Origin of the sequence: Streptomyces sp. NBC_01320, from assembly GCF_035974375.1 — a bacterium.
Classification (GTDB): Bacteria; Actinomycetota; Actinomycetes; order Streptomycetales; family Streptomycetaceae; genus Streptomyces; species Streptomyces yanii.
Window position 1 is genome coordinate 3,584,669 of the sequence record NZ_CP108390.1, and the last position, 24,233, is coordinate 3,608,901.

18 protein-coding genes are annotated in these 24,233 nt (G+C 70.9%); 10 read left to right on the forward strand and 8 right to left on the reverse strand.

Annotated features, from left to right (window positions below; translation table 11 throughout):
* Position 1 precedes the first annotated feature (1 nt).
* Both OG395_RS16410 and OG395_RS16415 read right to left on the reverse strand, forming a co-directional pair.
* A complete protein-coding gene (locus OG395_RS16410) occupies positions 2 to 595 on the reverse strand; it encodes a (2Fe-2S)-binding protein (RefSeq protein WP_327243618.1) in 594 nt (197 codons plus the stop codon).
* Between the two features lie 2 nt (positions 596 to 597).
* Positions 598 to 1,488, reverse strand: a complete 891-nt coding sequence (locus OG395_RS16415; protein ID WP_266979980.1) for an FAD binding domain-containing protein — start codon at positions 1,486 to 1,488, stop codon at positions 598 to 600.
* A gap of 260 nt (positions 1,489 to 1,748) precedes the next feature.
* On the opposite strand from OG395_RS16415, the gene OG395_RS16420 reads away from it, so the two are divergent.
* The gene (locus OG395_RS16420) at positions 1,749 to 3,503 is read left to right on the forward strand and encodes a PucR family transcriptional regulator ligand-binding domain-containing protein (RefSeq protein WP_327243619.1); all 1,755 of its coding nucleotides are present in this window, start codon (positions 1,749 to 1,751) and stop codon (positions 3,501 to 3,503) included.
* A 202-nt stretch (positions 3,504 to 3,705) separates the two neighbouring features.
* Positions 3,706 to 4,491, forward strand: coding sequence for a hypothetical protein (locus tag OG395_RS16425; protein WP_327243620.1), 786 nt, complete (start codon positions 3,706 to 3,708; stop codon positions 4,489 to 4,491).
* A gap of 83 nt (positions 4,492 to 4,574) precedes the next feature.
* Here OG395_RS16425 and OG395_RS16430 read toward each other — a convergent pair whose 3' ends face one another.
* On the reverse strand, positions 4,575 to 4,988 hold the full coding sequence (locus OG395_RS16430; RefSeq protein WP_327243621.1) for a hypothetical protein: 414 nt from the start codon (positions 4,986 to 4,988) through the stop codon (positions 4,575 to 4,577).
* A 106-nt stretch (positions 4,989 to 5,094) separates the two neighbouring features.
* Entirely contained in the window at positions 5,095 to 5,916 is an 822-nt protein-coding gene (locus OG395_RS16435) for a GntR family transcriptional regulator (protein WP_327243622.1), read from the reverse strand.
* A gap of 145 nt (positions 5,917 to 6,061) precedes the next feature.
* Here OG395_RS16435 and OG395_RS16440 point away from each other — a divergent pair, with 145 nt between their 5' ends.
* From OG395_RS16440 to OG395_RS16450, 3 genes are all read left to right on the forward strand, one after another.
* The gene (locus tag OG395_RS16440) at positions 6,062 to 6,910 is read left to right on the forward strand and encodes a (2Fe-2S)-binding protein (RefSeq protein WP_327243623.1); all 849 of its coding nucleotides are present in this window, start codon (positions 6,062 to 6,064) and stop codon (positions 6,908 to 6,910) included.
* 190 nt (positions 6,911 to 7,100) lie between these two features.
* Positions 7,101 to 8,180: a DUF2637 domain-containing protein gene (locus OG395_RS16445; RefSeq protein WP_327243624.1), complete on the forward strand. Its 1,080-nt coding sequence runs from the start codon at positions 7,101 to 7,103 to the stop codon at positions 8,178 to 8,180.
* Between the two features lie 325 nt (positions 8,181 to 8,505).
* Positions 8,506 to 9,771 carry an ISL3 family transposase gene (locus OG395_RS16450; RefSeq protein WP_327241463.1) on the forward strand — a complete coding sequence of 422 codons (1,266 nt, stop codon included), beginning with the start codon at positions 8,506 to 8,508 and terminating at the stop codon, positions 9,769 to 9,771.
* Between the two features lie 93 nt (positions 9,772 to 9,864).
* On the opposite strand, the gene OG395_RS16455 is transcribed toward OG395_RS16450, so the two are convergent.
* The gene (locus OG395_RS16455; RefSeq protein WP_327243625.1) at positions 9,865 to 10,266 is read right to left on the reverse strand and encodes an ATP-binding protein; all 402 of its coding nucleotides are present in this window, start codon (positions 10,264 to 10,266) and stop codon (positions 9,865 to 9,867) included.
* 238 nt (positions 10,267 to 10,504) lie between these two features.
* Here OG395_RS16455 and OG395_RS16460 point away from each other — a divergent pair, with 238 nt between their 5' ends.
* The 3 genes from OG395_RS16460 (at position 10,505) to OG395_RS16470 (ending at position 14,959) form a co-directional block, all read left to right on the forward strand.
* Positions 10,505 to 10,897, forward strand: coding sequence for a ribonuclease domain-containing protein (locus tag OG395_RS16460; RefSeq protein WP_327243626.1), 393 nt, complete (start codon positions 10,505 to 10,507; stop codon positions 10,895 to 10,897).
* Positions 10,898 to 11,008: 111 nt separating this feature from the next.
* Entirely contained in the window at positions 11,009 to 11,398 is a 390-nt protein-coding gene (locus tag OG395_RS16465; RefSeq protein ID WP_327243627.1) for a barstar family protein, read from the forward strand.
* A 447-nt stretch (positions 11,399 to 11,845) separates the two neighbouring features.
* Positions 11,846 to 14,959 (forward strand): alpha-mannosidase, encoded by a 3,114-nt coding sequence (locus tag OG395_RS16470; protein ID WP_327243628.1) that lies wholly within the window; start codon positions 11,846 to 11,848, stop codon positions 14,957 to 14,959.
* Positions 14,960 to 15,188: 229 nt separating this feature from the next.
* Here OG395_RS16470 and OG395_RS16475 read toward each other — a convergent pair whose 3' ends face one another.
* The 3 genes from OG395_RS16475 to OG395_RS16485 form a co-directional block, all read right to left on the reverse strand.
* Positions 15,189 to 16,931, reverse strand: coding sequence for a pyruvate dehydrogenase (locus OG395_RS16475; RefSeq protein WP_327243629.1), 1,743 nt, complete (start codon positions 16,929 to 16,931; stop codon positions 15,189 to 15,191).
* Between the two features lie 51 nt (positions 16,932 to 16,982).
* Positions 16,983 to 18,491: a protein phosphatase 2C domain-containing protein gene (locus OG395_RS16480; protein ID WP_327243630.1), complete on the reverse strand. Its 1,509-nt coding sequence runs from the start codon at positions 18,489 to 18,491 to the stop codon at positions 16,983 to 16,985.
* 121 nt (positions 18,492 to 18,612) lie between these two features.
* Entirely contained in the window at positions 18,613 to 22,389 is a 3,777-nt protein-coding gene (locus OG395_RS16485; protein ID WP_327243631.1) for a S8 family serine peptidase, read from the reverse strand.
* A 212-nt stretch (positions 22,390 to 22,601) separates the two neighbouring features.
* On the opposite strand from OG395_RS16485, the gene OG395_RS16490 reads away from it, so the two are divergent.
* Entirely contained in the window at positions 22,602 to 23,591 is a 990-nt protein-coding gene (locus OG395_RS16490) for a helix-turn-helix domain-containing protein (RefSeq protein ID WP_327243632.1), read from the forward strand.
* Between the two features lie 118 nt (positions 23,592 to 23,709).
* Positions 23,710 to 24,192 carry a DUF456 domain-containing protein gene (locus OG395_RS16495; protein WP_327243633.1) on the forward strand — a complete coding sequence of 161 codons (483 nt, stop codon included), beginning with the start codon at positions 23,710 to 23,712 and terminating at the stop codon, positions 24,190 to 24,192.
* The last annotated feature ends 41 nt before the right edge of the window (positions 24,193 to 24,233 follow it).

Genomic DNA, 24,233 nt, shown 5'->3' on the forward strand with positions numbered 1-24,233 from the left:
GTCAGACCGTTTCTTCCGCGCGGGCGGCCGCGAGGCGGACCGCGTCGAGGATCTTCTCGTAGCCGGTGCAGCGGCAGAGGTTGCCGGAGAGCGCCTCGCGGATGTCCGCGTCGGACGGCTCCGGGTTGCGCTCCAGCAGCTCATCGGCGGCGACCAGCAGGCCGGGGGTGCAGAAGCCGCACTGGACGGCGCCCGCGTCGATGAACGCCTGCTGGATCGGGGAGAGTTCACCGGTGTCCCGGGGCTGCTCTTCGGTCGGCCTGGCCTCCCACCGGCGGGCCCGGTCGAGCGTGGTCCCGCAGGTGCCGGAGACGCAGCCGCTGCCGGGGTGCGCCTCGGAGCGGTGGGCGGCGAAGTCGGCGAGGCCCTCCACGGTGACGACCTCGCGGCCCTCCACCTGACCTGCGGCGACCAGACAGGAACAGACCGGGACGCCGTCCAGGCGGACCGTGCAGGAGCCGCATTCGCCCTGCTCGCAGGCGTTCTTGGAGCCGGGCAGGCCCATCCGCTCACGCAGCACGTAGAGGAGGGACTCGCCCTCCCAGACGTCGTCGGCCTCCTGCTGACGGCCGTTGACCGTGAAATTGACGCGCATGATCAGGCAGCTCCTTCGGTGCTGCGGCCGTTGCCGCGGTACGACTCCCAGGTCCAGCCGAGGGTGCGGCGGGCCATGATTCCCACCGCGTGCCTGCGGTAGCTCGCGGTGCCGCGCACATCGTCGATCGGGTTGCAGGCGCCGGCGGCGAGCGTGGCGAACTGCGCGGCGATGGACGGTGTGATGATCGTGCGGCTGTCCCAGAACCCGCCCTCTTCGAGCGCGGCGTTCAGAAATTCCTCGGCCGCCTTCGCCCGGACGGGTGTCGGGGCGGCGGAACCGATGCCGGTACGGACCGTGCGGGTCTCCGGGTGCAGGGCCAGGCCGAAGGCGCACACGGCGATGACCATCGCGTTGCGGGTGCCGACCTTGGAGTACTGCTGCGGCCCGTCGGCCTTCTTGATGTGCACGGCCCGGATCAGCTCGTCCGGTTCGAGGGCGTTGCGCTTGACACCGGTGTAGAAGGCGTCGATCGGGATCATCCGGGTTCCGCGTACGGACTCGGCCTCGACCTCGGCGCCCGCGGCGAGCAGGGCCGGGTGGGCGTCCCCGGCGGGCGACGCGGTACCCAGGTTGCCGCCGACGCCGCCGCGGTTGCGGATCTGCGGGGATGCGACGGTGTGCGAGGCGAGCGCCAGACCGGGCAGCTCGGCCCGCAGGTGCTCCATGATGTGGCTGTACGGCACGGAGGCGCCGAGCCGCACGTTCTCCTGGCCCACCTCCCACTCGGACAGCTCACCGATGCGGTTCAGGTCCAGGAGGTACTCGGGCCGCCGATGGTCGAAGTTGATCTCGACCATCACATCGGTGCCGCCTGCAATGGGCACAGCCGTCGGATGCTCGGCCTTGGCGGCGAGCGCCTCCTCCCAGCTGGCGGGGCGAAGGAAGTCCATGAGTGGCTCTCTTCTTCTCATTCGGGTCGTTCGCCGGGGCTGGGGACGGCCGGCCCTCGATTGGCTTGTTCATGTGCTGTTAACGCGGTGTGTGGCCCAGTACACAACCGGGACTCCACACGGTGCAGTCACCGAAACCATGAAGGAGTTGGCTGGTCGCCGTCCTCGTCTTGTAGATTCGAACGAATGGCGGGGATCAGTAACCTCACCGCAATACCCAGTTTTCACCCGCACCAACGAAAGAGATCGGCGGCAACGAGATGCGGCTGCGCGCACTGCTGGAAACCGATGCGCTGGGCCTGCGGCTGCTCGGTGGCGAGGACGAGCTCGACCGGTCCGTCCGCGGCGTCATGACCACCGACCTGCGGGACCCGAGCCGCTACCTGGCCGGCGGGGAGCTGGTCCTGACGGGCCTGGCGTGGCGCCGGGACGCGGCGGACTCGGAGCCGTTCGTGCGGATCCTGGCGGGCGCCGGGGTCGCCGGACTCGCGGCCGGCGAGGCGGAGCTCGGCACCATCCCCGACGATCTGATCGAGGCGTGCGCGCGGCACCGGCTGCCCCTCTTCGCCGTCCATGAGACCGTCGCGTTCGCAACGATCACCGAGCATGTGGTGCGCCAGGTGTCGGGCGAGCGGGCGGGCGACCTGGCGGCGGTCGTGGACCGGCACCGCAGGCTGATGACCTCGGGTCCGGCCGGCGGCGGCCCGGAGGTGGTCCTCGATCTGCTCGGCTCGGACCTGGACCTGCACGCCTGGGTGCTCTCCCCCACCGGCCGGCAGATCGCGGGCGCCGGTGCGCCGCTGCCCGGCCCGGTCGGCGCGGTGCTGGCCGGCCGGCATCTGGCCGCCACTCGCACCGGCCGCCGGGGCCCGCACCGGGCCACGGTCGACGGAGCCACTTATTCGCTGTTCCCGATCCGGAACACCGGCAAGGGCGCCGCCTCCGCGTCCCGCGATGTCCGCGAGTCGGTCCTCTCCGACTGGCTGCTCGCGGTGGAGGCCGACGCGAGCGACTGGCCGGCTGCCCGGCTGGATCTGCTCCAGGGCGTCACCCAGCTGATCGCGGTCGAACGGGACCGGCGCGACGCGGCCCGCACGGTACGCCGCAGGCTCGCCCAGGAGGTCCTGGAGCTGGTCCAGACTGGTGCCGCGCCCACCGAGATCGCGGCCAGGCTGCGGGTCGCCGCCCCGGTCCTGCTGCCCGGTCTCGGCACTGCCCCGCACTGGCAGGTCGTCGTCGCCCGGGTCGACTGGGACGTGGAGGGCACGCCGGGCTCCACGGGCGGCGCGGGCACAGCCGCCATCGCGGGCGGCCCGGCCGCCCAGGCGCTGCTGGAGGAGATCCTGGTCGACCCGGCGGTCACCGGCCCCGACTCCGCCGACCGGATCGCGGTCGCGCACACGGGCGACGAGGCGATCGCTCTCGTACCGCTGCCCGCCGTCGCCGCGCCGGTGCCGGAGCTCGGGGACGCCGAGACCCCGGACGCCGGGGACGCCGCGGCCGGCGCCAAGGACGACCCGGCGCTGCACGCCGACGCACTGCTCGCCGCCGTCCGCGAACCGCTCTCCGCAGGCCTCGCCGACGACGGCCGTCTGACACTGGGTGTCAGCGCCGCCGTGCACTCCCACGAGGGGCTGCGCGGCGCCCTGGAGGAGGCCCGGCACGCCCGCCGGGTGGCGGCGGCCCGTCCGGGCCGGGTCTGCGCGGCCGGCCACCACGAGTTGGCCTCGCACGTCCTGCTGCTGCCGTTCGTCCCGGACGATGTGCGCCGCGCGTTCACCGCACGGCTGCTCGACCCACTGCGCGACTACGACCGGCGCCACCGGGCCGAACTGATCCCGACCCTGGAAGCGTTCCTGGACTGCGACGGTTCCTGGACCCGCTGCGCGGCCCGGCTGCATCTGCACGTCAACACCTTGCGCTACCGGGTCGGGCGAATCGAGCAGTTGACGGGGCGTGACCTTTCGCGCCTCGAGGACAAGCTCGATTTCTTCCTCGCCCTGCGTATGAGCTGACTCCACGCGTCTACCACAGCCCTCCCCACGACCGGCCGATTGTGAATTCATTCACCTGACCCCTTGGCCCGGCGTGCCATTCCGTGCTGAGATGCCGCCAGACTCAGTTCCTGTCTTCGAACCCGGGTCGGGCCCCGGTTCGAGGACAGGTCCTCAACAGCTCAATGGCGCGCTCGGGGAGGGCAATGTGGCGCATACCGCCATGTCTGGTTCCGGAACGACAGCAGATGACGATCCGCCGCTCCAGACAGCGGTATGGCGGCTGCGGTCACGCGCCTGCTGGGCGGACGCCGCCGCTCTGCTCGAACGCGACGCCACGACCGATCCGGCCGCGGCACTTCAGCGGACGGCTCTGCTGACCGAACGCTGTCTGTACACCGGCGACGGCTGGACCGACGCCGAGGACGCCCTGCGCACCGCCGAGGCCCTCGCCCAGGACGACGCCGAGCGCGGCGCCGCCGCCTGCGAACGCGGCCATCTGGCATACGCGTCGACCCTTCTCGGGGTACGGGACCGGGCCGACGAGGCCCGGGTCGCGCTGAGCCGGTCCGCCGCTCTCCTCTCCCCCGCGGCCCCGGGCCGCCCGCTGCTCGACTTCCGCCGCGGCCTGATCGCGCAGAACATCGCCGACTCGCCGCAGGCCGCACGTGCCGCGTACCGCAGGGCGCACGCCGGCGCGACGGCCCAGGGCGACGAGCTGCTGCTCTCCTCGACCTGGCGTCACCTGGCGCTGCTGTCGCTGCGCGAGGGCGAACTGGCCGAGGCCCGGCACGGGTTCGCCGAGTCGCTGCGGATAAGGGAGGAGTTGGGCTATCTGGTCGGCACGGCCCCCGCGCTCATCGCTCTGGCGGACACCGAACCGGAACCGGAGGCGGCGGCGCGGCTGCGCGCCGAGGCGGGGCGTCTCTTCCGCCTCCTGGGCGGCGTACCGACCTGGCTGGCCCCGCACCTGGAGCCGCCGACCCCCGGAACGGCCGAGGCGAACTGACGGCCTCCCCCACTCCCTGCCGCGGGGGAGGCCGTGAGCACGGGGCCGCCGCGGAGGACCGTCAGGTACGGTCCTCGACCGGATCACCGGGCTGCCATCCCGCGTCGCTCCACTCGGGGGTCGGCGTCGGACGCGGCGGCGCGGGCGGCGGGTTCGTGCCACGGTTCGGGTTCTGCGGCGCCGCGGCGGCGGGCTTTCCGTCCTGCCCGCTGCTGTCGCGCCGGGGCGGTGTCACCGGCGACTTCGGCGGTGCGGGCCTCCTCGTCGGCGGCACGGAGACCGCGACCGGAGCGGAAGCCGAAGGTGCGGTGCGCGTCGGCGAAGGCCCGGCGGGCGCAGAAGGTGTGCGGTCGGGGCTCGCGCTCGCCGACGGCGTCGCGGCAGTCGGCGTCCCGGAAGGCTTCCTGGTGGACGTCCCGGACTCGGAGTCGTACGAACAGCCCGCCGTTGCCGGCACCAGTCCCAGTACCGTCACCACCAGCCAGGACACCGCCCACGGCCCCCGGTTCCGTACCATCCAGCCCCCTCAAGAACGATCATGTGATGAGAGGCACAGGGTAGCCACAGCGGTCCCTGGGGGTGACGGCAGCCCCGACCGTGCTGTCAGCGGTCCGCGCCCGCGAAGTGTTCGCGTACGAGCGACTGCACGACGGCGAGATCCTGGGCGATCAGCGCGTCGAGCAGCGCGGTGTGCTCCGCGGCGTCGGCGAGCAGATCGGCGCGGCGCGTGGCCGGGTTGTTCTCCAGGGGCCACTGGGAGCGCCGGTGCAGATCGTCGGCAACCCTCACGAGCTGCTCGTTGCCGGCGAGCGTGAGGACCGCACGGTGGAAGGCGCGGTCGGAGTCGGCGTAGCTCGCCCGGTCCCCGACCGCGGCGGCCGCGACGGTGGCCTCGGCCAGCGGGCGCAGGGCGGCCCAGTGGGCCTGCTCCACGGTGCGGGCCAGCCGCAGCATGACGGGCACCTCGATCAGGGCGCGCACCTCGGCCAGCTCGGCGAGCTCCTGCGGGCCGCGCTCGGCAACCCGGAAGCCGCGGTTCGGCACGACCTCGACGGCGCCCTCGATGGCCAGCTGCTGCATCGCCTCGCGGACCGGCGTCGCCGACACGCCGAAGCGGGCGCCGAGCACCGGGGCGGAGTAGACCTGCCCGGGCAGCAGCTCGCCGTCGACGAGAGCGGCGCGCAGGGCGTCCAGGATCTGGCCGCGCACGGAGTGTCGTTGCACCACGACGCGGGGTGCGGGCGGCTCGCTGTGGGTGTGCTCGCCACGCACCGGCTCCGCACCGGCCGGCTCGGCACACGGCTGATTGCCGCGCGCCTGTTCCGGCATCCGGGCGGGCGGTACCGAAGGCGGCGTGGTCGCGGACGAGGACGCGGCGGACGTGTACGGCGCCCGCGCCTGCTCACGCGCTCTGCCCTGCTCCACCCGGACCTCCTCGGCCTGCCATGGGCCGGCTCGCGTGCGCCATGCCCGTTGTGCACCATAAGCGGACGAGGCCGCAGTTCAAACACCGATCAGTTCGGGTAAGGTAAGGCTTACCTGCAAACGATCGCGATTCGGTGGTCCCTGCATGACCCTCCCCACCCTGCTCCCCGGCGCCTCGCTGTCCGCCGTGGCGGACGCGTACGCCCGCCTCACCGAGGTCTTCCCCGGGCTGCGTGCCGAGGCCCTCGGGGACGGCGAGGCGACCCCTTCCGGCGCCGGCTGGGTGGGTGCGGACGAGCTCGCGGCCGGCGGCGCGGCCCTGGACACGTTTCTCGCCTGGGACAACGCGCAGGTGCTGCGGGACTACGGACAGCAGGCCCGCCCCGACGTGGTCGCCAGCTTCGGACTGCACCGCTACGCCTGGCCCGCCTGCCTGTTGGTGACCGTGCCGTGGTTCCTGCACCGCAGGGTGCCGCGGATCCCCGTCGAGGACGTCGCGTTCCAGCGGGCCCTGGGTCATCTGACCGTACGCGTGAGGGAGTTCGCGTGCCTGCCGGACGACCCGGCGGCCGCACTTCCGGGTGCCCGGGTGGTGGCGGACGAGGCCGCTCTGCGGGCCGAGGTGCTTGCGGCGGTGGCCGAACACCTCGGCCCGGTGCTCGACGGCTTCGGGCCCCGGATGCGCCGCGGCAGGAGGGCGCTGTGGGGCATGGCGACGGACGAGATCGTCGAAGGCCTCTGGTACATCGCCCATCTGCTCGGTGAGGATCGGCGGGCAATGGCCGAGCTGGAGGCGCTCCTGCCCGGCGCCACGAAGCCGTACGTCGGCGCGGCGGGCTTCCGTGAACTGACCGGACCGAACGGCGAGTCGCTGCCGACGCGCGACCGCGCCAGTTGCTGCCTCTTCTACACGCTGCGGCCCGAGGACACCTGCGTCACCTGTCCGCGTACGTGCGACACCGACCGGGTGCGGAAACTGACGCCCACCCCCTGACTCGCACCGTCGCACGAGTGACGCAATTCGAACGCAACTCGCTTGCCGGGTACGGAAGTTCGACAAGAGTGAGCCTATCCGTATACGCCGCCGCCCCAATGGCGTTCTCTTGCCCCGAAACCCCCTGGGTCCGTTGGGAATTCCGCCACCATGGCGCCCGAAACTCCTAACGCGACGCAAGGGACCGCGCATGAGACTGACCGACATATCGCTGAACTGGCTCCTGCCGAGCGCTGTGCTGCTCGTGGGGGTCACGGCGGCGGTGGCGATGGTCGCGCGCGGGAAGCGCGCCGCCGACTCGTCCGCGGCCGACGACAGCTGGGAACGCAGTGAGGAACGCCGCAGGCGCAAGGAGGCGCTCTACGCCACCGCCTCGTACGTACTGCTGTTCTGCTGCGCGGCGGTCGCCGCCGCGCTCTCCTTTCACGGGCTGGTCGGCTTCGGCCGGCAGAACCTCGGTCTCGCCGGCGGCTGGGAGTACCTCGTCCCGTTCGGCCTCGACGGGGCCGCGATGTTCTGTTCCGTGCTCGCGGTGCGCGAGGCCAGTCACGGTGACGCGGCGCTCGGCTCGCGTCTGCTGGTGTGGGCCTTCGCCGGCGCGGCGGCCTGGTTCAACTGGGTGCACGCGCCGCGCGGCATCGACCACGCGGGCGCCCCTCAGTTCTTCGCGGGGATGTCGCTTTCGGCGGCGGTGCTCTTCGACCGGGCGTTGAAGCAGACCCGTCGTGCGGCCCTGCGCGAACAGGGCCTGGTACCCCGCCCGTTGCCGCAGATCCGGATCGTACGGTGGCTGCGCGCACCCCGGGAGACCTTCGGCGCCTGGTCGTTGATGCTCCTCGAAGGCGTACGCACGCTGGACGAGGCGGTCGACGAGGTGCGCGAGGACCGGCGGGAGAAGGAGCAGAACCGTCTCCGCAGGAAGGACCAGGAGAAGCTGGACCGGGCCCACATCAAGGCGCTGAACCGGCAGAACCGCGCCTGGAGTCGGGTGGCCCGGGGCGGCACCCAGGTCGACGTCCAGTCCATCGCCCCGGCCACGGGCTCCTCGCAGTCCGTCGTGGAGCCTGCCATAGCGGAGCCGGGACAGCTGCCTCTGCGCCCCCGACCATCCCTGCAAGCCGTGAACGGCACGAGCTCGAAGGTCGCCTCGGACCGGAGCACGAGTGACCCGAGGACCGTCGATCTCACCGCCGAGGACGACACCCAGACTCTGCCCCGGCTCGACTCGCTGGAGCAGAAACTCAAGGATCTGGAGCAGCAGTTCGGCTGAGTGCCCCGGGTGGTTGTACGGACGGACGTCCGCGCAACCACCCGTTCGGACGAGGTCACGACGCGGTCGCTCAGAGCCTGTCGGGTGACCTTCGATCGGATAGCGGACGCGGTCTGGTGCGTGCGATTCCAAGGCGGCGGGATGTCCTCGGATGGGGTCTCCCCTGCTCGAGCGAAGCCGAGAGCCTGGGGAAGGAGCTACCAGGACATTTCGGGCTCTCCTGCCGTATGTGTGGGTGCTGTGACCTGCGGTGATACATGAAACACGCCGCTTCCTGCAAGGCTTGAGGTGTCTAGTCACAAGCTTGATCTTGCAAGGAAACGGCGTGTCTACCTTCAGCATATGGAAGCGGACCCTGACGGTCGAAAACGCCGTGGTCGAGGGTGTCCGCTGGGACGGGTCCGAACAGTGTGTGATCGTGTCGGTACGGTCCGACGCGCGACGTCGGCAGCGATGCGGGATCTGTCGCAGACCCGCGGTCCGGTACGACGCCGGGCGGGGCCGGCGCCGCTGGCGGGATCTGGACCACGGGGTGGTGAAGGTGTTCCTGGAGGCCGACGCGCCCCGGGTGGATTGCCGGGTGCACGGGCCGACGGTGACATCGATGCCCTGGGCGAGGCACGGTGCGGGACACACCCGAGGCTTCGACCAGCAGACGGCCTGGATGGCTGCCGAATGTTCCAAGTCCGCGACGGCCGCGCTGATGCGGACCTCGTGGCGGACGGTCGGGGCCATCGTCGAGCGGCACGTCACCGACCGCGACCGTGATCGTGACCGGCTGTCCGGTCTGCGCCGGATCGGGATCGACGAGATCTCTTACCGCAAGGGTCAGAAGTACATGACCGTGGTGGTCGACCACGACACCGCGAAGGTGGTGTGGATGGCCGACGGTCACGGCAAGGACGTCCTGCACCGCTTCTTCGACACCCTGGGAGAGCAACGCGCCCCGCGGCTCACTCACATCAGCGCCGACGGTGCGAGCTGGATCGCCGACGTCCTCGCCGAACGCGTCCCCGGCGCCGTGCGTGTCATGGACCCCTTTCACATCGTCGCCTGGGCCACCGACGCCCTGGACACCGAGCGCCGGGCCTCCTGGAACCGCGCCCGCCGCGAAGCCGACGACCGCGAACGGGCCCGGGCGTTGAAGGACTCCCGCTTCGCGCTGTGGAAGAACGAGGCCGACCTCACCGACCGGCAGATCGCCAAACTCGCCTGGATCCAAGCCACCGACCCCCGCCTGCACCGCGCCTGGCGCCTCAAGGAGGCCCTGCGGATGGTGTTCACCCTGGCCAAGACCCGTCCCACCGCGGCCCTCACGGCACTGGACCGATGGATCGGCTGGGCCCGACGCTGCCGCATCGATGCCTTCGTTGGTCTCCAACGCCGAATCGTCCGGCACTACGACGCCATCCGGGCCGCGTTGATCACGGGGATGAGTAACGGGCTGATCGAATCCACGAACACCAAGACCCGCCTGATCATCCGCCGCGGCTTCGGCTTCCACTCCGCCGACGCCATCATCGCCCTCGTCATGCTCACCCTCGCAGGAGACAAACCCACCCTCCCCGGCCGTCAACTCGCAACCCGATGACCCACACATACGGCAGGAGAGCCACATTTCGGCAACGCGGGAAGCGTGCGCGCCAGGGCGTGGCCGCCCGATCAGAGGTCACCCGACAGGCTCTCAGGCGCGCCCTTCACCTTCCAGCTCGAACCAGACCACCTTGCCCAGCGCGTGCGCCGTCACCCCCCATGCGTCCGCGAGAGCATGCACCAGGACCAATCCCCTGCCGTGCGTACCGTCGTCGGCGTTCGGTACGTACGACATGGGCAGTCCGGTGACGAAGTCCCGGACTTCGACGCGTAACGTCGCCGGCGTCACGTTCACGGTGACGACCGCTCCGTGATCCGTGTGGACCAGCGCGTTGGTCACCAGTTCGCTGAGGAGGAGTTCCGCCACTTCGGCGGAGTCCTCCCGCCATCGATATCGCAGGAACTCCCTTAGCGCACACCTCACTTCGGCCACGGCCGACAGGTCGGTGCGAGCCAGTCTGCGGCGCAGCTGAACATCGTGCTGACGCTCCATCGTCTCCCCCGCGTGCACAGTCGATCGCCCCCTTCTCGTCGAAACTTCCTCCCGGGATGCATGCCCCGCACAGGGGCTGTCACGCTTGTCGACTCATCAATATGTGCACAGGGGGGCGGGCGCACCCCGGATTCGCGGACACTCGGCTGTCACATTCACGCCGGTCCGGTTAACTTCCAAAAAATTCACACGTGTTGGCGTTGACGTGACCATGTCTACGCGCGTCATCATGGTGGACATGCGAATCCCCCCACGGATCACCATGCTCGGCGGCGCCGCCGCCCTCCTGTCCGTCCTCTTCGTCGGCGGCCCGGTCACGGCGTCCGCCACCGCCGCGGCCGCGTCGGTCGGCAGCATCTGCTACTCGGACCTGCCGTCCCAGGCGCACGACACCCTCGATCTGATCGAGGCGGGCGGCCCCTTCCCGTACTCGCAGGACGGGGTCGTGTTCCAGAACCGTGAAGGCGTGCTGCCCAGCCGGAACACCGGCTATTACCACGAGTACACGGTCATCACCCCGGGCTCCCCGACCCGTGGCGCGCGGCGGATCGTGACGGGCAAGGCGTCCCAGGAGGACTACTACACCGCCGACCACTACGCGACGTTCGATCTCGTCGACCACGGCTGCTGAGTCCCGGCGACCCGCACACGTAAGTCCGCTCCACCCCTCCGGTCCGATCCGCGCCGTAGCCCCCCACCTGCGGCGCGGATCTCCGGACCACCGAGGAGTTACCCTGCGCGCATGACCGTGACCTATGTGATCGAGGGCTCCGAAGTCACCGGCCTGGAGCGGTTCTGGCAGGTGATCGGCGAAGCGGTGAACGGGCCCGGCGGCTACTTCGGCCGCAACCTCGACGCCTTCGCGGACTGTCTGAGCGGCGGCATGGGAACGCCGGACGACGGTGACTTCGTCATCGACTGGCGCAATCACGCGCTCTCCGCCCGGGCCCTGGGCCACGAGGAGACCGCACGCCGGCTGCGACAGCAGATCGGCCGCGCGCACCCCACCAACAGGCCTGCCCTTCAGCGGGCCCTCGACGAGGCACTGGCCGGCCGCGGTCCCACCCTCTTCGACCAGCTGGTGCAGATCGTCGAGGAACGGACCACGCCGGGCACCCTGCGGCTCAACTGACCTTCGGCGGCCTCCCTGGTGACGATCACGCAGCCGTGCTCACCTGCGCCCCCCTTCCCGACACGGCTGCCCGCGCCGCCGGGTCCGGACCGGCCCTTGTCCGCCCCGCCGCCCGCGGCGGATGGGCAGGCACGGGGCGAACCCGTACCGCCCTCGGGTCAATACGCCGCTCGCCCCGCCGCTCGACACGTACAGACGCTCGGCACGTACGAGGGTTCCGGCAGCCGGGACAGCCCGCATCCGGACCCGGACCTGAACAGCACCGACCGGCTGTGGCGCTTCCACGCGCCGGGTGTCACCCGGTGGTAGACCTGCCTGCGGTGGGCACCGGAGCTCGGTCCCTCCGGTGCCCACCGCGGTATGTCGTCGCCCGTCAGGGGTGCCCCTCGTGTCACCGGGGAAGTGGTGCCATGAACGCCCCGCGACCGCCGACCCCGAGGAGCCGTGATGCACGACGACCGCACGCTGGTGGAGGGCCGCCTGGAGCGCGCCCTCCAGCAATTCATCCGCCCCGCCCAGTACGCGGACCGGTCCCCGCTCACCCTCACCGTGTGGCACGCGCCAGGCGAACCGGTGCCGGTGACGGAGGCGCTGAAGGGGACGTACGAGCCGTTCGGGACCGGCACGGAGTGGGGCAGGCCCTGGTCGACCAGCTGGTTCCGGCTTGAGGGCACGGTGCCGGAGGCGTGGGCGGGGCGCCATGTCGAGGTGGTCGTCGACCCCGGTTTCTCCGGTCAGGGGCCGGGCTTCCAGGCGGAGGGGATGCTCTACGACACGGAGGGTGTACCGCTCAAGGGCATCCACCCCCGCAATCGCCATCTGACGGTCGCGACCGCGGCGTCGGGCGGTGAGCCGGTCTCCTTGCTGCTGGAGGCGGCGGCCAACCCGGCCGTGCTGGAGCACGGCTTCACGCCGACCCCGCTCGGGGACGTCCTCACGGCGGGCGACCAGCCCCTGTACCGGTTCGCCTCCGCGGATCTCGCCGTGCTGGACGAGGAGGTCTGGCATCTCGTCCTGGACATCGAGGTGTTGTCCGAACTGATGCACGAACTTCCCGCCGACCGGTCGCGGCGGCACGAGATCCTGCGGGCGCTGGAGCGGATGCTCGACGTACTGGATCTGCATGATGTGGCGGGCACGGCGTCCGGAGCCCGGGCCGAGCTCGCCGAGGCACTCGCCCGCCCGGCGTCGGCGAGCGCGCACCGGATCTCGGCCGCCGGCCATGCACACATCGACTCGGCGTGGCTGTGGCCGCTGCGCGAGACGGTACGGAAGGCCTCGCGCACGTTCGCCAATGTCACCGCGCTCGCCCAGGACTATCCGGAGCTGGTCTTCGCCTGCTCGCAGGCCCAGCAGTACGCCTGGGTGCGTGACCATCAGCCGCACATCTGGGAGCGGATCAAGCGGGCGGTGGCGGACGGACAGTGGGCGCCGGTCGGTTCGATGTGGGTGGAGTCCGATGCCAATATGCCGGGCGGTGAGGCGCTGGCGCGGCAGATCGTGCACGGAAAGCGCTTCTTCGAGCAGGAGCTGGGGGTGGAGACGGAGGAGATCTGGCTGCCGGACTCCTTCGGCTACACGGCGGCATTCCCCCAACTCGCGAAACTGGCTGGGGTGAAGTGGTTCCTGACGCAGAAGCTGTCCTGGAACCAGACCAACAAGATGCCGCACCACACCTTCTGGTGGGAGGGCATCGACGGGACCAGGGTCTTCACCCATTTCCCGCCGGTCGACACGTACAACGCACACTTCCACGCCCGCGAACTCGCCCATGCGGAGAGGAACTTCGCCGACAAGGGGCGGGCGACCCGCTCGCTGGTGCCGTTCGGCTGGGGAGACGGCGGCGGCGGTCCGACCCGCGAGATGCTGGAGAAGGCGCGCCGGCTCCGCGACCTGGAGGGTTCTCCGCGCGTCACGATCGAGAAGCCGTCGGCGTTCTTCGCGGCGGCGGAGGAGGAGTACGCCGAGCAGGCCCCGGTCTGGTCCGGGGAGCTGTATCTGGAGCTGCACCGGGCGACGTACACCACCCAGGCCAAGACCAAGCAGGGCAACCGCCGCAGTGAACACCTGCTGCGGGAGGCCGAGTTGTGGGCGACGACGGCAGCGCTTCGGGCGCCCGGGTACGCCTATCCGTACGAGACGCTGGACCGGGTGTGGAAGACGGTCCTGCTGCATCAGTTCCATGACATCCTGCCCGGCTCATCGATCGCCTGGGTGCACCGCGAGGCCCGCGACACCTACGAACAGGTGCGGGCGGAGCTGGCCGACCTGGTCGCCGATGCGGTGACCGCGCTCGGCGCCGCGGAAGGGTTGGTGGCGCTCAACTCCTCCCCGTACGACCGACGTCAGGTGCTGGAGCTGGACGCGGAGGCGAGCGCGGTACTGCCGTCCGGCGCCCATGTCCAGCAGCTGGCCGACTGGCGCACGGCGGTGCTCGCCGAGGCGCCGGGACTGGGCGCAGGACTGCTCGACGGGTCGGCGGTGCCCGAACGCGAGGTCACGGCGGGCCGCACGTCGGACGACGGATTCGTCCTCGACAACGGGCTTCTGCGCTTCACCGTCGACCGCGACGGCCTGATCGCCTCCGTCCGCGACCTCGGTGCACGGCGTGAGGTCATCGCCCCCGGTCACCGGGCCAACCTCCTTCAGCTGCACCCGGACCACCCCAACCACTGGGACGCCTGGGACATCGACCGGCACTACCGGCGGTCCCACACCGATCTGACCGATGCCGACTCGGTCGAGCTGGTCGAGGAGGGACCGCTGCGGGCAGCCGTGCGCGTGGTTCGCTCGTTCGGGACGTCGCGAATCGTGCAGGAGATCCGGCTGTCGGCGGACAGCAGGCAGATCGACATCGACACCGAGGTGGACTGGCAGGAGTCGGAGAAGGTCCTCAAGGCCGCGTTCCCGCTCGATGTGCATGCCGAGCGGTCCACGTCCGAGATCCAGTTCGGGCACGTCCACCGCGCAACACACGACAACACCGGCTGGGACGCGGCGCGTTTCGAGATCTGTGCGCACCGCTGGCTGCGGGTCGCCGAGCCGGGATACGGGATCGCGATGCTCAACGACTCCACCTACGGGCACGACGTGACCCGGACCCCGCACGGGTCGGGGCTCGCCACGACCGTACGGCTGACGCTGCTGCGCGCCCCGCACAGCCCGGATCCGGAGACCGACCTCGGCACGCATCGGTTCCGGTACGCGCTGGCGCCCGGGGCGGAGGTCTCGGACGCGGTGCGCGAGGGGCTCGCGCTCAATCTTCCGCTGCGCGCGGCGGTGGCCCCGGCCGTGCCGTCGCTGGTCACCACCGGGCATCCGGCGGTGACCGTGGAGTCGGTGAAGCTCGCGGAGGACCACAGCGGCGATGTGGTCGTCCGGCTGTACGAGTCGGCGGGCGGCCGGGCGGAGACCACGCTCCGGGTCGGATTCCCTGTCGTGCGGGCGCAGATCACCGACCTGCTGGAACGGCCCCTGCATGAGGCGACGACCGATGAGCACGGTCTCGTACTGGCGCTGCGGCCGTTCCAGATCCTGACGGTACGCATGACCCCGGCCTGAGCGACCGCCCCGCCCCGGACCAGCTCAGAGCCTGTCGGGTGACCTTCGATCGGATAGCGGACGCGTTCTGGTGCGTGCGATTCCAAGGCGCTGGAAGGTCCTCGGATGGAGTCTCCCCTGCTCGAACGAAGCTGAGAGCTCGGGGAAGGAGCTACCAGGATATTTCGGCAACGCGGGAAGCGTGCGTGCCGGGGCGTGGCCGCCCGATCAGAGGTCACTCGACAGGCTCTCAGGGGCGGGGCACGTTACGCAGGTTGGAGCGGGCCATCTGAAGCATCCGGCCCACGCCGCCGTCCAGCACGATCTTGCTCGCGGAGAGCGCGAAGCCGGTCACCATCTCCGCGCTGATCTTCGGCGGGATGGAGAGCGCGTTGGGGTCGGTGACAACATCGACCAGGGCCGGTCCCTTGTGCTTGAAGGCGTCCTTGAGGGCGCCTTCGAGCTGCTTGGGCTTCTCCACCCGTACGCCGTACGCCCCGGCCGCCCGGGCGATCGCCGCGAAGTCCGGGTTCTTGTTGGTCGTACCGAACGACGGCAGCCCGGCCACGAGCATCTCCAACTCGACCATGGAGAGCGAGGAGTTGTTGAACAGGACCACCTTCACCGGAAGGTTGTACTGGACGAGGGTGAGGAAGTCGCCCATCAGCATGGTGAATCCGCCGTCGCCGGACATCGACACGACCTGTCGGCTCCGGTCGACGAACTGGGCGCCGATCGCCTGCGGCAGCGCGTTGGCCATCGAGCCGTGGCTGAACGAACCGATCACCCGGCGCCTGCCGTTGGGGGTGAGATAGCGGGCCGCCCACACATTGCACATGCCGGTGTCGACGGTGAACACCGCGTCGTCGTCCGCGAGATCGTCGAGCACCGAGGCGACGTACTCCGGGTGGATCGGGATGTGCTTCTCGACCTTGCGGGTGTACGCCTTGACCACTCCCTCCAGCGCGTCGGCGTGCTTCTTGAGCATCCGGTCGAGGAACTTGCGGTCGGTCTTGGCCTTCACCTGGGGCGTGAGACAGCGCAGCGTCTCACGGACATCGCCCCAGATCGCCAGATCCAGCTTGGAGCGGCGGCCCAGGTTCTCGGGGCGCACATCGACCTGGACGATCTTCACATCGGTGGGCAGGAAGGCGTTGTACGGGAAGTCGGTGCCGAGCAGGATCAGCAGATCGCACTCGTTGGTCGCCTCGTACGCGGCACCGTAGCCGAGCAGTCCGCTCATGCCGACGTCGTACGGGTTGTCGTACTGGATCCACTCCTTGCCGCGCAGCGCATGACCGACGGGGGCCTTCACCCGCTCGGCGAACTCCATGACCTCGGCATGGGCACCCGCCGTGCCGCTGCCGCAGAACAGCGTCACCCTCTTCGCCTCGTCGACCATCCGGCGGAGCTTCTCGATCTCCTCGTCACCGGGTCGGACCGTCGGCCGCGCGGTGACCAGGGCGTGCTCGATCGACTTCTCCGGCGCCGGCTGTGAGGCGATGTCGCCCGGCATCGAGACGACGCTGACCCCGCCCCGCCCGATCGCGTGCTGGACAGCGCTCTGGAGCAGCCTGGGCATCTGCTGCGGGTTGGAGATCATCTCGTTGTAGTGGCTGCACTCCTGGAAGAGCAGCTCCGGATGGGTCTCCTGGAAGTAACCAAGACCGATCTCGCTCGAAGGGATGTGCGAGGCAAGGGCGAGGACCGGGGCCATCGAGCGGTGGGCGTCGTAGAGGCCGTTGATGAGGTGCAGATTGCCGGGGCCGCAGGAACCCGCGCAGGCGGCCAGGGTCCCGGTGATCTGGGCCTCGGCGCCGGCGGCGAAGGCGGCGGTCTCCTCGTGTCTGACCTGGATCCACTCGATGGCCGCGTTGCGGCGAATGGCGTCGACGACCGGGTTGAGGCTGTCGCCGACGACGCCGTACAGGCGCTTGACGCCCGCCCGGACGAGAATGTCGACGAACTGCTCCGACACGTTCTGCTTGGCCATGGGTGCGTATCCTCTCCGCGCTAGGAGTCCATCAACCCATGGCACGCGCGGTTACGCCTCCCAGACGCCGACACTCGTACGGTCGTCGGCGTACCCCTTCACCCTGAGCTGTGTGTCCGCGAGGAAAGCCGCCAGGCCGGGCGGCTCCTGGGGCGTCCAGCGGTCGGCGAGTTCCTCGGCGAGGGCGGGTTCGCCGCGCAGCGGCTCGGCGAAACCGGTACTGCACAGGAGCAGCGTGTCCCCCGGGCGGCCCACCGAGGCCCGGAACCGGAACGGCTGCGCGGGTGGCGGTGGCGGGCTCTCGACGTACGGGGACGCGGGCGTCGCGATGCCCAGGTCCATGGTCAGCCGGTCGCCGTCGGGCTCGCTCCCGGGGGGCGCGGACCCGAAGCCGACGACGGCCTGCCCGGTCATGGCCCCGGTCTCCAGGACGTCCGGTTCGAGATCCTGCCAGACGCCGTCCCGCAGCCGGAAGAGTCCCCCGCCGCCCACCCCGAAGAAGACCCGGGTCCGGCAGGCGGGATCGGCCGACAGCAGCAGACACCGCAGCCCCGCGGTGTACTCCTCCGGTTCGAGCCCCAACTCGACGGCGCGGGCGCGGAGCTTGCCGTAGCTGCGGTCGGTGAGGCGGTGCAGGCCTGACTTGAGGTCGCCGCGGCGACCCGCTCTTATGTCCTCGGAGAGCCGGGGGTGGCTGCGGCCGACGGCTCCGCCGATCCAGCGGCAGGCGTCTGCGGCCGCGAGATGCGCACTCTCGGTGGCACGGGCGCCACTGGCGACCGCGACGAGCACGAGGGCGTTCTCGGCGGCGCCGAACCGCACGGTGAGCAGGGCGTCGCGTCGGGGCTCTCCCCTGAACCGGGCGGAGTCGCCGCGCACAGAGGCGGCGCGCAGGGTGTATGTCCCGTAGCGGGCGCCGTCGAGCACGGTGTCGGCGACGAGTCCGTCCAGTTCCTGGGGGACGGTGGCGGGGAGGGCGGTCGGTTCGGCGTCGTAGGTGGGCGGGCGGTCGCCTACGTACGAGAGGCCCGGGCGCGCCGCGGGGGCGGGAGGGGGTTCGGGAGCGGTCCCGGGGGTCGGTGCGGCCGGGAGCACGGTGGTCGGTCCCGCCTCGGGCGCCGCCGGCTTCGAGGCGACCGGCCGTCTCGGGAGCGGCGGAACGGAGGCTGTGGCCGGCGCTTCGACAACGGACGGCGGTGTGGCGAATGTCCTCGGCCTCGAGGGGCCGGCCGGCGGTTCCCACGGCGCACGCGCCTGCACGGATTGCACGGGCGGCGGAGGTGGAGGTTCCGGTGCCGACGGACGCCGAGGCGGAGGCGGAGGTGCAGGTGGCGGCGGAGGCGGCACGGGGGGACCGTCGGCGGGCGCCGCAAGGGGCGGTTCCGGGAAGGCGATGCCCGCGCCGGGCCCCGCCGGATCCACCGCCCCCGACGCCGAGTCGAATCGGTCGTCGAGACTGTCGGCCGCGTCGCTCGCCCCGGCGTCCGCGGCGGTTTCGTCGTACAGCTTGCGCCACCAGTCGTCCTCGTGGGCGGCGGGCCTCTCCCCCTGCTGACTCATGCCCTTATTGTCCACCGCACGGGCCGTACGAAAACGGGTCATCAGGAAAAAAGAGGTCCGCCGGGCGACCCCACCCCCCACGGGAAGGACGCCCGGCGGACCGGTCATGGTGTGGCCGAGGTCAGCGCACCGCGTACGCGTCGACGACGGTCTGGACGACGGAGTTTCCGTTGGCGTCCGTCAGTTCCGTCTTCAGCGTGACCGGCTTGCCGGCCGCACCCGCGTGGTTCACGGTCGCGGTCCAACGCCCGTCCTGCTGCGCGGTGGTGGCCTCGGTCCAGGTCGTGCCACCGTCGTACGAGTACGACACCTTGGCCGCGGTCAGCTTGCCGGGCGTGTAGCCGGCGTGGCCCGTGGCACTCAGGCCGATCTTCTGGCCGTCCTGCGCCGCCAGGGTCTTCATGCCGTCCGTGGCCAGGTCGTATCCGGGGAACAGCAGCGGAATCCCCTGAGAGTACGCGTTCTCGTCCCGCTTCGAACGGAACTTCCAGGTGGTCTCGGTCTGGGTGGACCGCTTCCACACGGCAGCGGGCGAACCGAACTTGGCGGTCTGCATGGTGAGTTCGTACGCCGCGTCCTCGGCCGGGACGGTGAACACCCCGGACGGCCAACCGGACTCGCCGAGCACCTTGCCACCGCTGGTGAGCCTCATGTTGCCCACATCGCCGAAGGAGCCCTGGATACCGGCGTGTTCACTGTCGGCCCAGAAGCCCGGGGCGACGCCGATCAGGTTGTCCTGACGCTCGGCGGCGAGCACTTCCTTGCCCTGGGCGTCGCGCGGAGTGGACGGACCGACGATCCCCCGGTACCAGTTCTCCGTGCGCTTCGAGCCGGCCGTGTAGGTGTGCGCCGGGTCGACCATGGACTCGCCCCAGGGGAAGCTGGAGGAGACGTAGCGCTCCCAGGCGGTGTCGCCCGCCGAGTAGTACTCGGTGCGCTTGCCCGGGACGGCGACGGTGTCGAACGATGCGGAGTAACGCCCGCCGTACGGCCGGCCGAAGACCATCGAATCGACGTATTCCGCCGCGACACCCATCGCCTCGTACGTGGCGGTGGACCTGCCGAGTTCGCTGTCACGGACCTTGTACGTGCGGTCCGAGGTGACCGGGCCGGTCTCGGGGAAGCTCAGGTTGTAGACGAACGGGCTGGCGGCAGTGCCCTTCCAGCTCAGCTTCACGGGGCCGGCGGCCAGGGCGGCGTTCAGGTCGGCGGCCTCACTCGCTTCGATGGCGAGGGAGGGCAGCGGCGCCGAACCATAGCCCACGGACGGCTGCCAGAGGCCCGCGGACGGCCGGTGCACGATGATCGCCTTTGCCCCGGCGGCCTTGGCGTTCCGCGCCGGGGTGATCACGGATCCGCCGTCGGCGACCTTCACCAGAGCGATCTTGCCCGTGACATCGGCGGCCTTCAGCTCGTCGGGGGTGCCGGTGCCCGCATCGACGAGCGCGGCCTCGCCGGAACCGTCGAGGTTGACGGAGCCGGTGCTCGCGAGCACCGGGTGCAGTTCGGCGCCGCCGACGACCGAGAGCTTCTCGATCTGCGGTGCGTACGCACGCCAGGCGCTGTCGAACTCGAAGTCACCGTCGCTCGCCCTGCCCTGGATGTCGACCAGGTAGTTCTTGACGATGCGGCTGCCGGTGATGGAGCCCGAGTGCAGCCAGACGTCGTCCCAGCTGCGGCCGAAGGCGAGGGTCGTGGAACGGTTCTCGGACGCGCGGTCCTCGGTCCTCACCTGGATCCGATGCGCATTGCGGGCGTCGAGCACCAGGGTGGTGTCCTTGGTGACGTTCAGCTGCGGGCGTGCCAGGTAGCCGACGGACTCGACGAGCCGGCCGGTGGCGTCCTTCGGGTCCGGCGACATGACGAAGCTGGAGACGAAGTAGGCGCCGGGGCGCACCTGGTACACCTGATCGGCCGAGCCGTCGTTGAAGCGGCGCTCACCCGTGGCGGTGTCGGTGCCGATGACGTCCAGCGAGGAGGAGCCCGCGGCAGGCTTGCCGGTGCGGTCGACCAGCTTCACCCGCAGGGTGACGGTCTCCGCGCCGACGTACAGCGAGAACGGGGTGGAAACCTTGACGCCGTCGGCGCCGGTGGCCAGCACACGCCCGGTCACATCACCGTACTGGGCGGCCTTCAGCTGCGCGGTCGGGTCGATCTGCAGCGGGACCTTGACGGTGGCTCCGGCCGGGACGGTGACACTGCTCACGTCGAGCTTCGCGACGGAGGAGCGGACGGCCGAGCCGTCGTTGCCGGTGACGCCCTGGACCTTCAGCGACAGCTTCACCGGCTCGGTGCCGGAGTTGGTGTACGGGACGTCGACCGTGGTGCGGTCGGACTTGCCCTGAGGCCAGTTGAACGTGCCTCCCTGGACGGCGGGGGCACCGACGACGGTGGTGTCGATGGCGGCCTTGACATCGAGGCGTCCGCCGCCGGTCTCCCGCACGTCACCCGGGATGTCGCTCTTCGCGGACGACACGAGGGCCGCCTTGATCTGCTGTGCGGTCCAGTCCGGGTGACGCTGCTTCACGATGGCTGCGGCGCCCGCGACATGCGGGGTGGCCATCGATGTGCCGGACATCGTCCGGTACGCGGAGACACCCCGGCCGCCGGCCGCCGCCGCCGAGATGGCGACGCCGGGAGCGGCGATCTCGGGCTTGAGGGTGTGCGAGCCGATCACGGGTCCACGGCTGGAGAACTGGGCCGTGGAGTCGTCGCGGTCGACGGCGCCGACGGTCAGCACGCTCGGGGCGCAGCCCGGGGAGGAGACGGTGTTCAGCGTCGGGCCGGAGTTGCCCGCCGCGATGACGAACAAGGTGTTCTTGCTCTGGGCGAGTTCTTCGGCGGCGACGCTCATCGGGTCGGTGCAGTCGGTCGGCGTCGGGCTCCCGAGGCTCATGGAGACGACATCGGCCTTCTGGTCGACGGCCCACTGCATGCCGGCGATGATCCAGGACTCGGCACCGGAGCCGCTGTCGTTGAGGACCTTGCCGGCGAGCAGGTCGGCACCGGGTGCGACGCCCTTCTTCTTGCCGTCGCTGGCCGCGCCGGTGCCGCCCACGGTGGAGATGGTGTGGGTGCCGTGGCCCTGCCGGTCGTCGGTGGTGTCGGAGTCGGTGAAGTTCTCCGAGGCGGCGATCCGGCCCTTGAGGTCGGGGTGTTCGGCGTCGACACCGGTGTCCAGGACGGCGACCTTGGTGCCCTTGCCGTCGTATCCGGCGGCCCAGGCGAGGTCGGCGCCGATCTGCTTCGTCGACTGGTCGAGGGTGGCCTGGACCTTGCGGTCGAGCCAGAGCTTCTTCAGACCGGAGGCCGAGCGCGAGCGGTTGTTGGTGACGTCCGACCAGAAGTCGGCGGCCTTCGCCTTGTCCGCCTTGAGCGCGACGCCGTCGATGGCGTCGAGGGAGAGCCCGCGCTTCGCGCCGCGCGGGGTGACGGGCGCGGAACGGGCCAGGTTTTGGCCGTAGACCGCGATCAACGGCACCGACGTGGTGCTCGCGTCGTCGTAGCCCTGGCGGATCAGTCCGGTGACGTTGAAGAGTTCCTCGTCGACCGTGCCCGCGGCGAGCGCCTCGGCCGCGGTGTCCGGGTAGACGTACAGGTCCTTGCCGGACTGCCGGGTCTGTACGAGGGGTACGGTGCCGTCCTCGCGGGGCAGTGCGGTGGCCGACGGGGCCCCCGAACGGTCTGTGCTCACCAGGACCTTGTCGCCGGTGACAAGGGTGACGGTGACCGGTTTGCCGCCCTTCGCGGCAGCGTCGGCACCGGCTGCCGCGCTGCCGGTCAGCGGTCTCTTCGATGTGGAATCCGTCGGTGGCGCTGCCACGGACGGCGCGACCACGGTGACGGCCAGGACCGCGGCGGTCGCCGCCCCCAGTGCCGTACGCGATATCGGGCGCATCGCTCTCCCCAGATGAATCCGGAACAGGACAACACAAGCTGCCTGATTCCGGAGGCTATTGGTGCTGCGGTGGGCGCCACATTGGCATGACGACGGGCGATGCAGGGATGATGTACACGGCGGGTTTACGCCGTGGCCGCTTTCCGCCACGACCGGCCGGCCGAAGAGGGCGGAACGATGCGGAATTGACGCGTCCGGGGAGGGGTCCAAGGGTGCTGGGAGCCATAGGTCTCGACGGGAGACAGGAGTCCGCCTATCGCGCGCTCGTCGCGGTGGGCGCAGCGGAGGTCTCCGACCTCGCACACCGGCTGGGACTTCCGGAGTCGGAGACCGAGCGGGCGCTTCGCCGACTGGAGCAACAGGGCCTCGCCGCCCAGTCGTCCGCTCGCACCGGGCGGTGGGTGGCGGCGCCGCCGGGGGTCGCCCTGGGCGCGCTGCTGACCCAGCAGCGCCACGAACTGGAACAGGCGGAACTGGCGGCGGCGCTGCTCGCCGAGGAGTACCGGTCGGATGCGGCCGAGCCGGCCGTGCACGATCTGGTCGAGGTGGTCACGGGAGCGAGCGCGGTGGCGCACCGCTTCCACCAGTTGCAGCTGGGTGCGACCAGCGAGGTGTGCGCCCTCGTCACCGGGAAGCCGATTGCCGTCAGCGGTATGGACAACGAGTCCGAGGAGCAGGCAGCGACCCGTGGGGTGTCCTTCCGGGTGGTGGTCGAGCGGGAGGTGCTCGCACTGCCGTCCGGAATCCTGGAACTGTCGGCGGCCCTGAGCCGGGACGAACAGTGCCGGGTCGTCGACCGGGTGCCGACCAAGCTGGTCGTCGCCGACGCCTCGCTGGCGATGGTGCCGCTGACCGGCCGGGGTGCCGAGCCCGCGGCACTGGTCGTCCACGCCTCCGGGCTGCTGGAGTCGCTGATGGGCCTCTTCGAGGCGGTGTGGCGCGAGGCCATGCCGTTGCGGCTGGGCGAGAACGGCTGGGCTCACGAGGACCCCGTCGGCCCCGATCCGACCGATCTGGAGATTCTGTCGCTGCTGCTGGCCGGCCTGACGGACGCGAGCGTGGCGAAACAACTGGAGCTGGGACTGCGGACCGTACAGCGGCGGGTGAAGGGCCTGATGGAGCTGACCGGGGTGTCGACACGGCTGCAGCTGGGCTGGCACGCGTACGAACGGGGCTGGGTGGCCCGCACGCCGCCGGCCTGAGCGAGACCGGTCCGCCACGGCTTCGGGACTGCCCCATCACCCCTCTGAGCTGCGTCGACGGCGCCCGCCCGCCCCTTGTTGACGGGCGCGACCGGCCGGACTCCGGCAGGCTGGTGAGATGGGTGTGTGGCAGCTCATCGCTGTTGGCCTGGTCATTCTGCTCGGCCTGGTCGGCGTGCTCGTGCCCGGGGTGCCCGGCCAGGCGATCGTCTGGGCCGCCGTGCTGTGGTGGGCGCTCACCGACATGACCCCGACCGCCTGGGCCGTACTGATCGGCGCCACCGTACTCCTGCTGCTCAACCAGGCACTGAAACCGCTGCTGCGCCCGCGCCGCCCGCGCGAGGCCGGGGCGCCGCGCAGGACGCTGATGCTGGGCGGGATCGCCGGGATCGTGGGCTTCTTCCTGGTGCCGGTGGTGGGCGGGATCCTGGGATACGTCGGGGCGATCTACGGCGCGGAGCGCCTGCGGCTCGGCAGCGGCGGCGCGGCGCGGACCTCGCTCCGTTCGGTGATGCGGGCCACCGGCTACTCCGTACTCGTCGAGCTGTTCGCGTGTCTGCTGGTCACGGGGGCGTGGCTGGGAGCGGTGCTCCGGGGCTGACCGCCCGACCCCTTTCCCATGACCACCAGCGTGGATTCCGT

Bases quoted from the DNA above. Each gene is read 5' to 3' on its own strand.
- OG395_RS16415 (WP_266979980.1), bottom strand. From the start codon at position 1,488: ATGGACTTCCTTCGCCCCGCCAGCTGGGAGGAGGCGCTCGCCGCCAAG.
- OG395_RS16475 (WP_327243629.1), bottom strand. From the start codon at position 16,931: ATGGCCAAGCAGAACGTGTCGGAGCAGTTCGTCGACATTCTCGTCCGG.
- OG395_RS16485 (WP_327243631.1), bottom strand. From the start codon at position 22,389: ATGCGCCCGATATCGCGTACGGCACTGGGGGCGGCGACCGCCGCGGTC.
- OG395_RS16465 (WP_327243627.1), top strand. From the start codon at position 11,009: ATGACCGTGACCTATGTGATCGAGGGCTCCGAAGTCACCGGCCTGGAG.
- OG395_RS16425 (WP_327243620.1), top strand. From the start codon at position 3,706: ATGTCTGGTTCCGGAACGACAGCAGATGACGATCCGCCGCTCCAGACA.
- OG395_RS16480 (WP_327243630.1), bottom strand. From the start codon at position 18,491: ATGAGTCAGCAGGGGGAGAGGCCCGCCGCCCACGAGGACGACTGGTGG.
- OG395_RS16460 (WP_327243626.1), top strand. From the start codon at position 10,505: ATGCGAATCCCCCCACGGATCACCATGCTCGGCGGCGCCGCCGCCCTC.
- OG395_RS16440 (WP_327243623.1), top strand. From the start codon at position 6,062: ATGACCCTCCCCACCCTGCTCCCCGGCGCCTCGCTGTCCGCCGTGGCG.
- OG395_RS16495 (WP_327243633.1), top strand. From the start codon at position 23,710: ATGGGTGTGTGGCAGCTCATCGCTGTTGGCCTGGTCATTCTGCTCGGC.
- OG395_RS16470 (WP_327243628.1), top strand. From the start codon at position 11,846: ATGCACGACGACCGCACGCTGGTGGAGGGCCGCCTGGAGCGCGCCCTC.
- OG395_RS16410 (WP_327243618.1), bottom strand. From the start codon at position 595: ATGCGCGTCAATTTCACGGTCAACGGCCGTCAGCAGGAGGCCGACGAC.
- OG395_RS16445 (WP_327243624.1), top strand. From the start codon at position 7,101: ATGAGACTGACCGACATATCGCTGAACTGGCTCCTGCCGAGCGCTGTG.
- OG395_RS16420 (WP_327243619.1), top strand. From the start codon at position 1,749: ATGCGGCTGCGCGCACTGCTGGAAACCGATGCGCTGGGCCTGCGGCTG.
- OG395_RS16455 (WP_327243625.1), bottom strand. From the start codon at position 10,266: ATGGAGCGTCAGCACGATGTTCAGCTGCGCCGCAGACTGGCTCGCACC.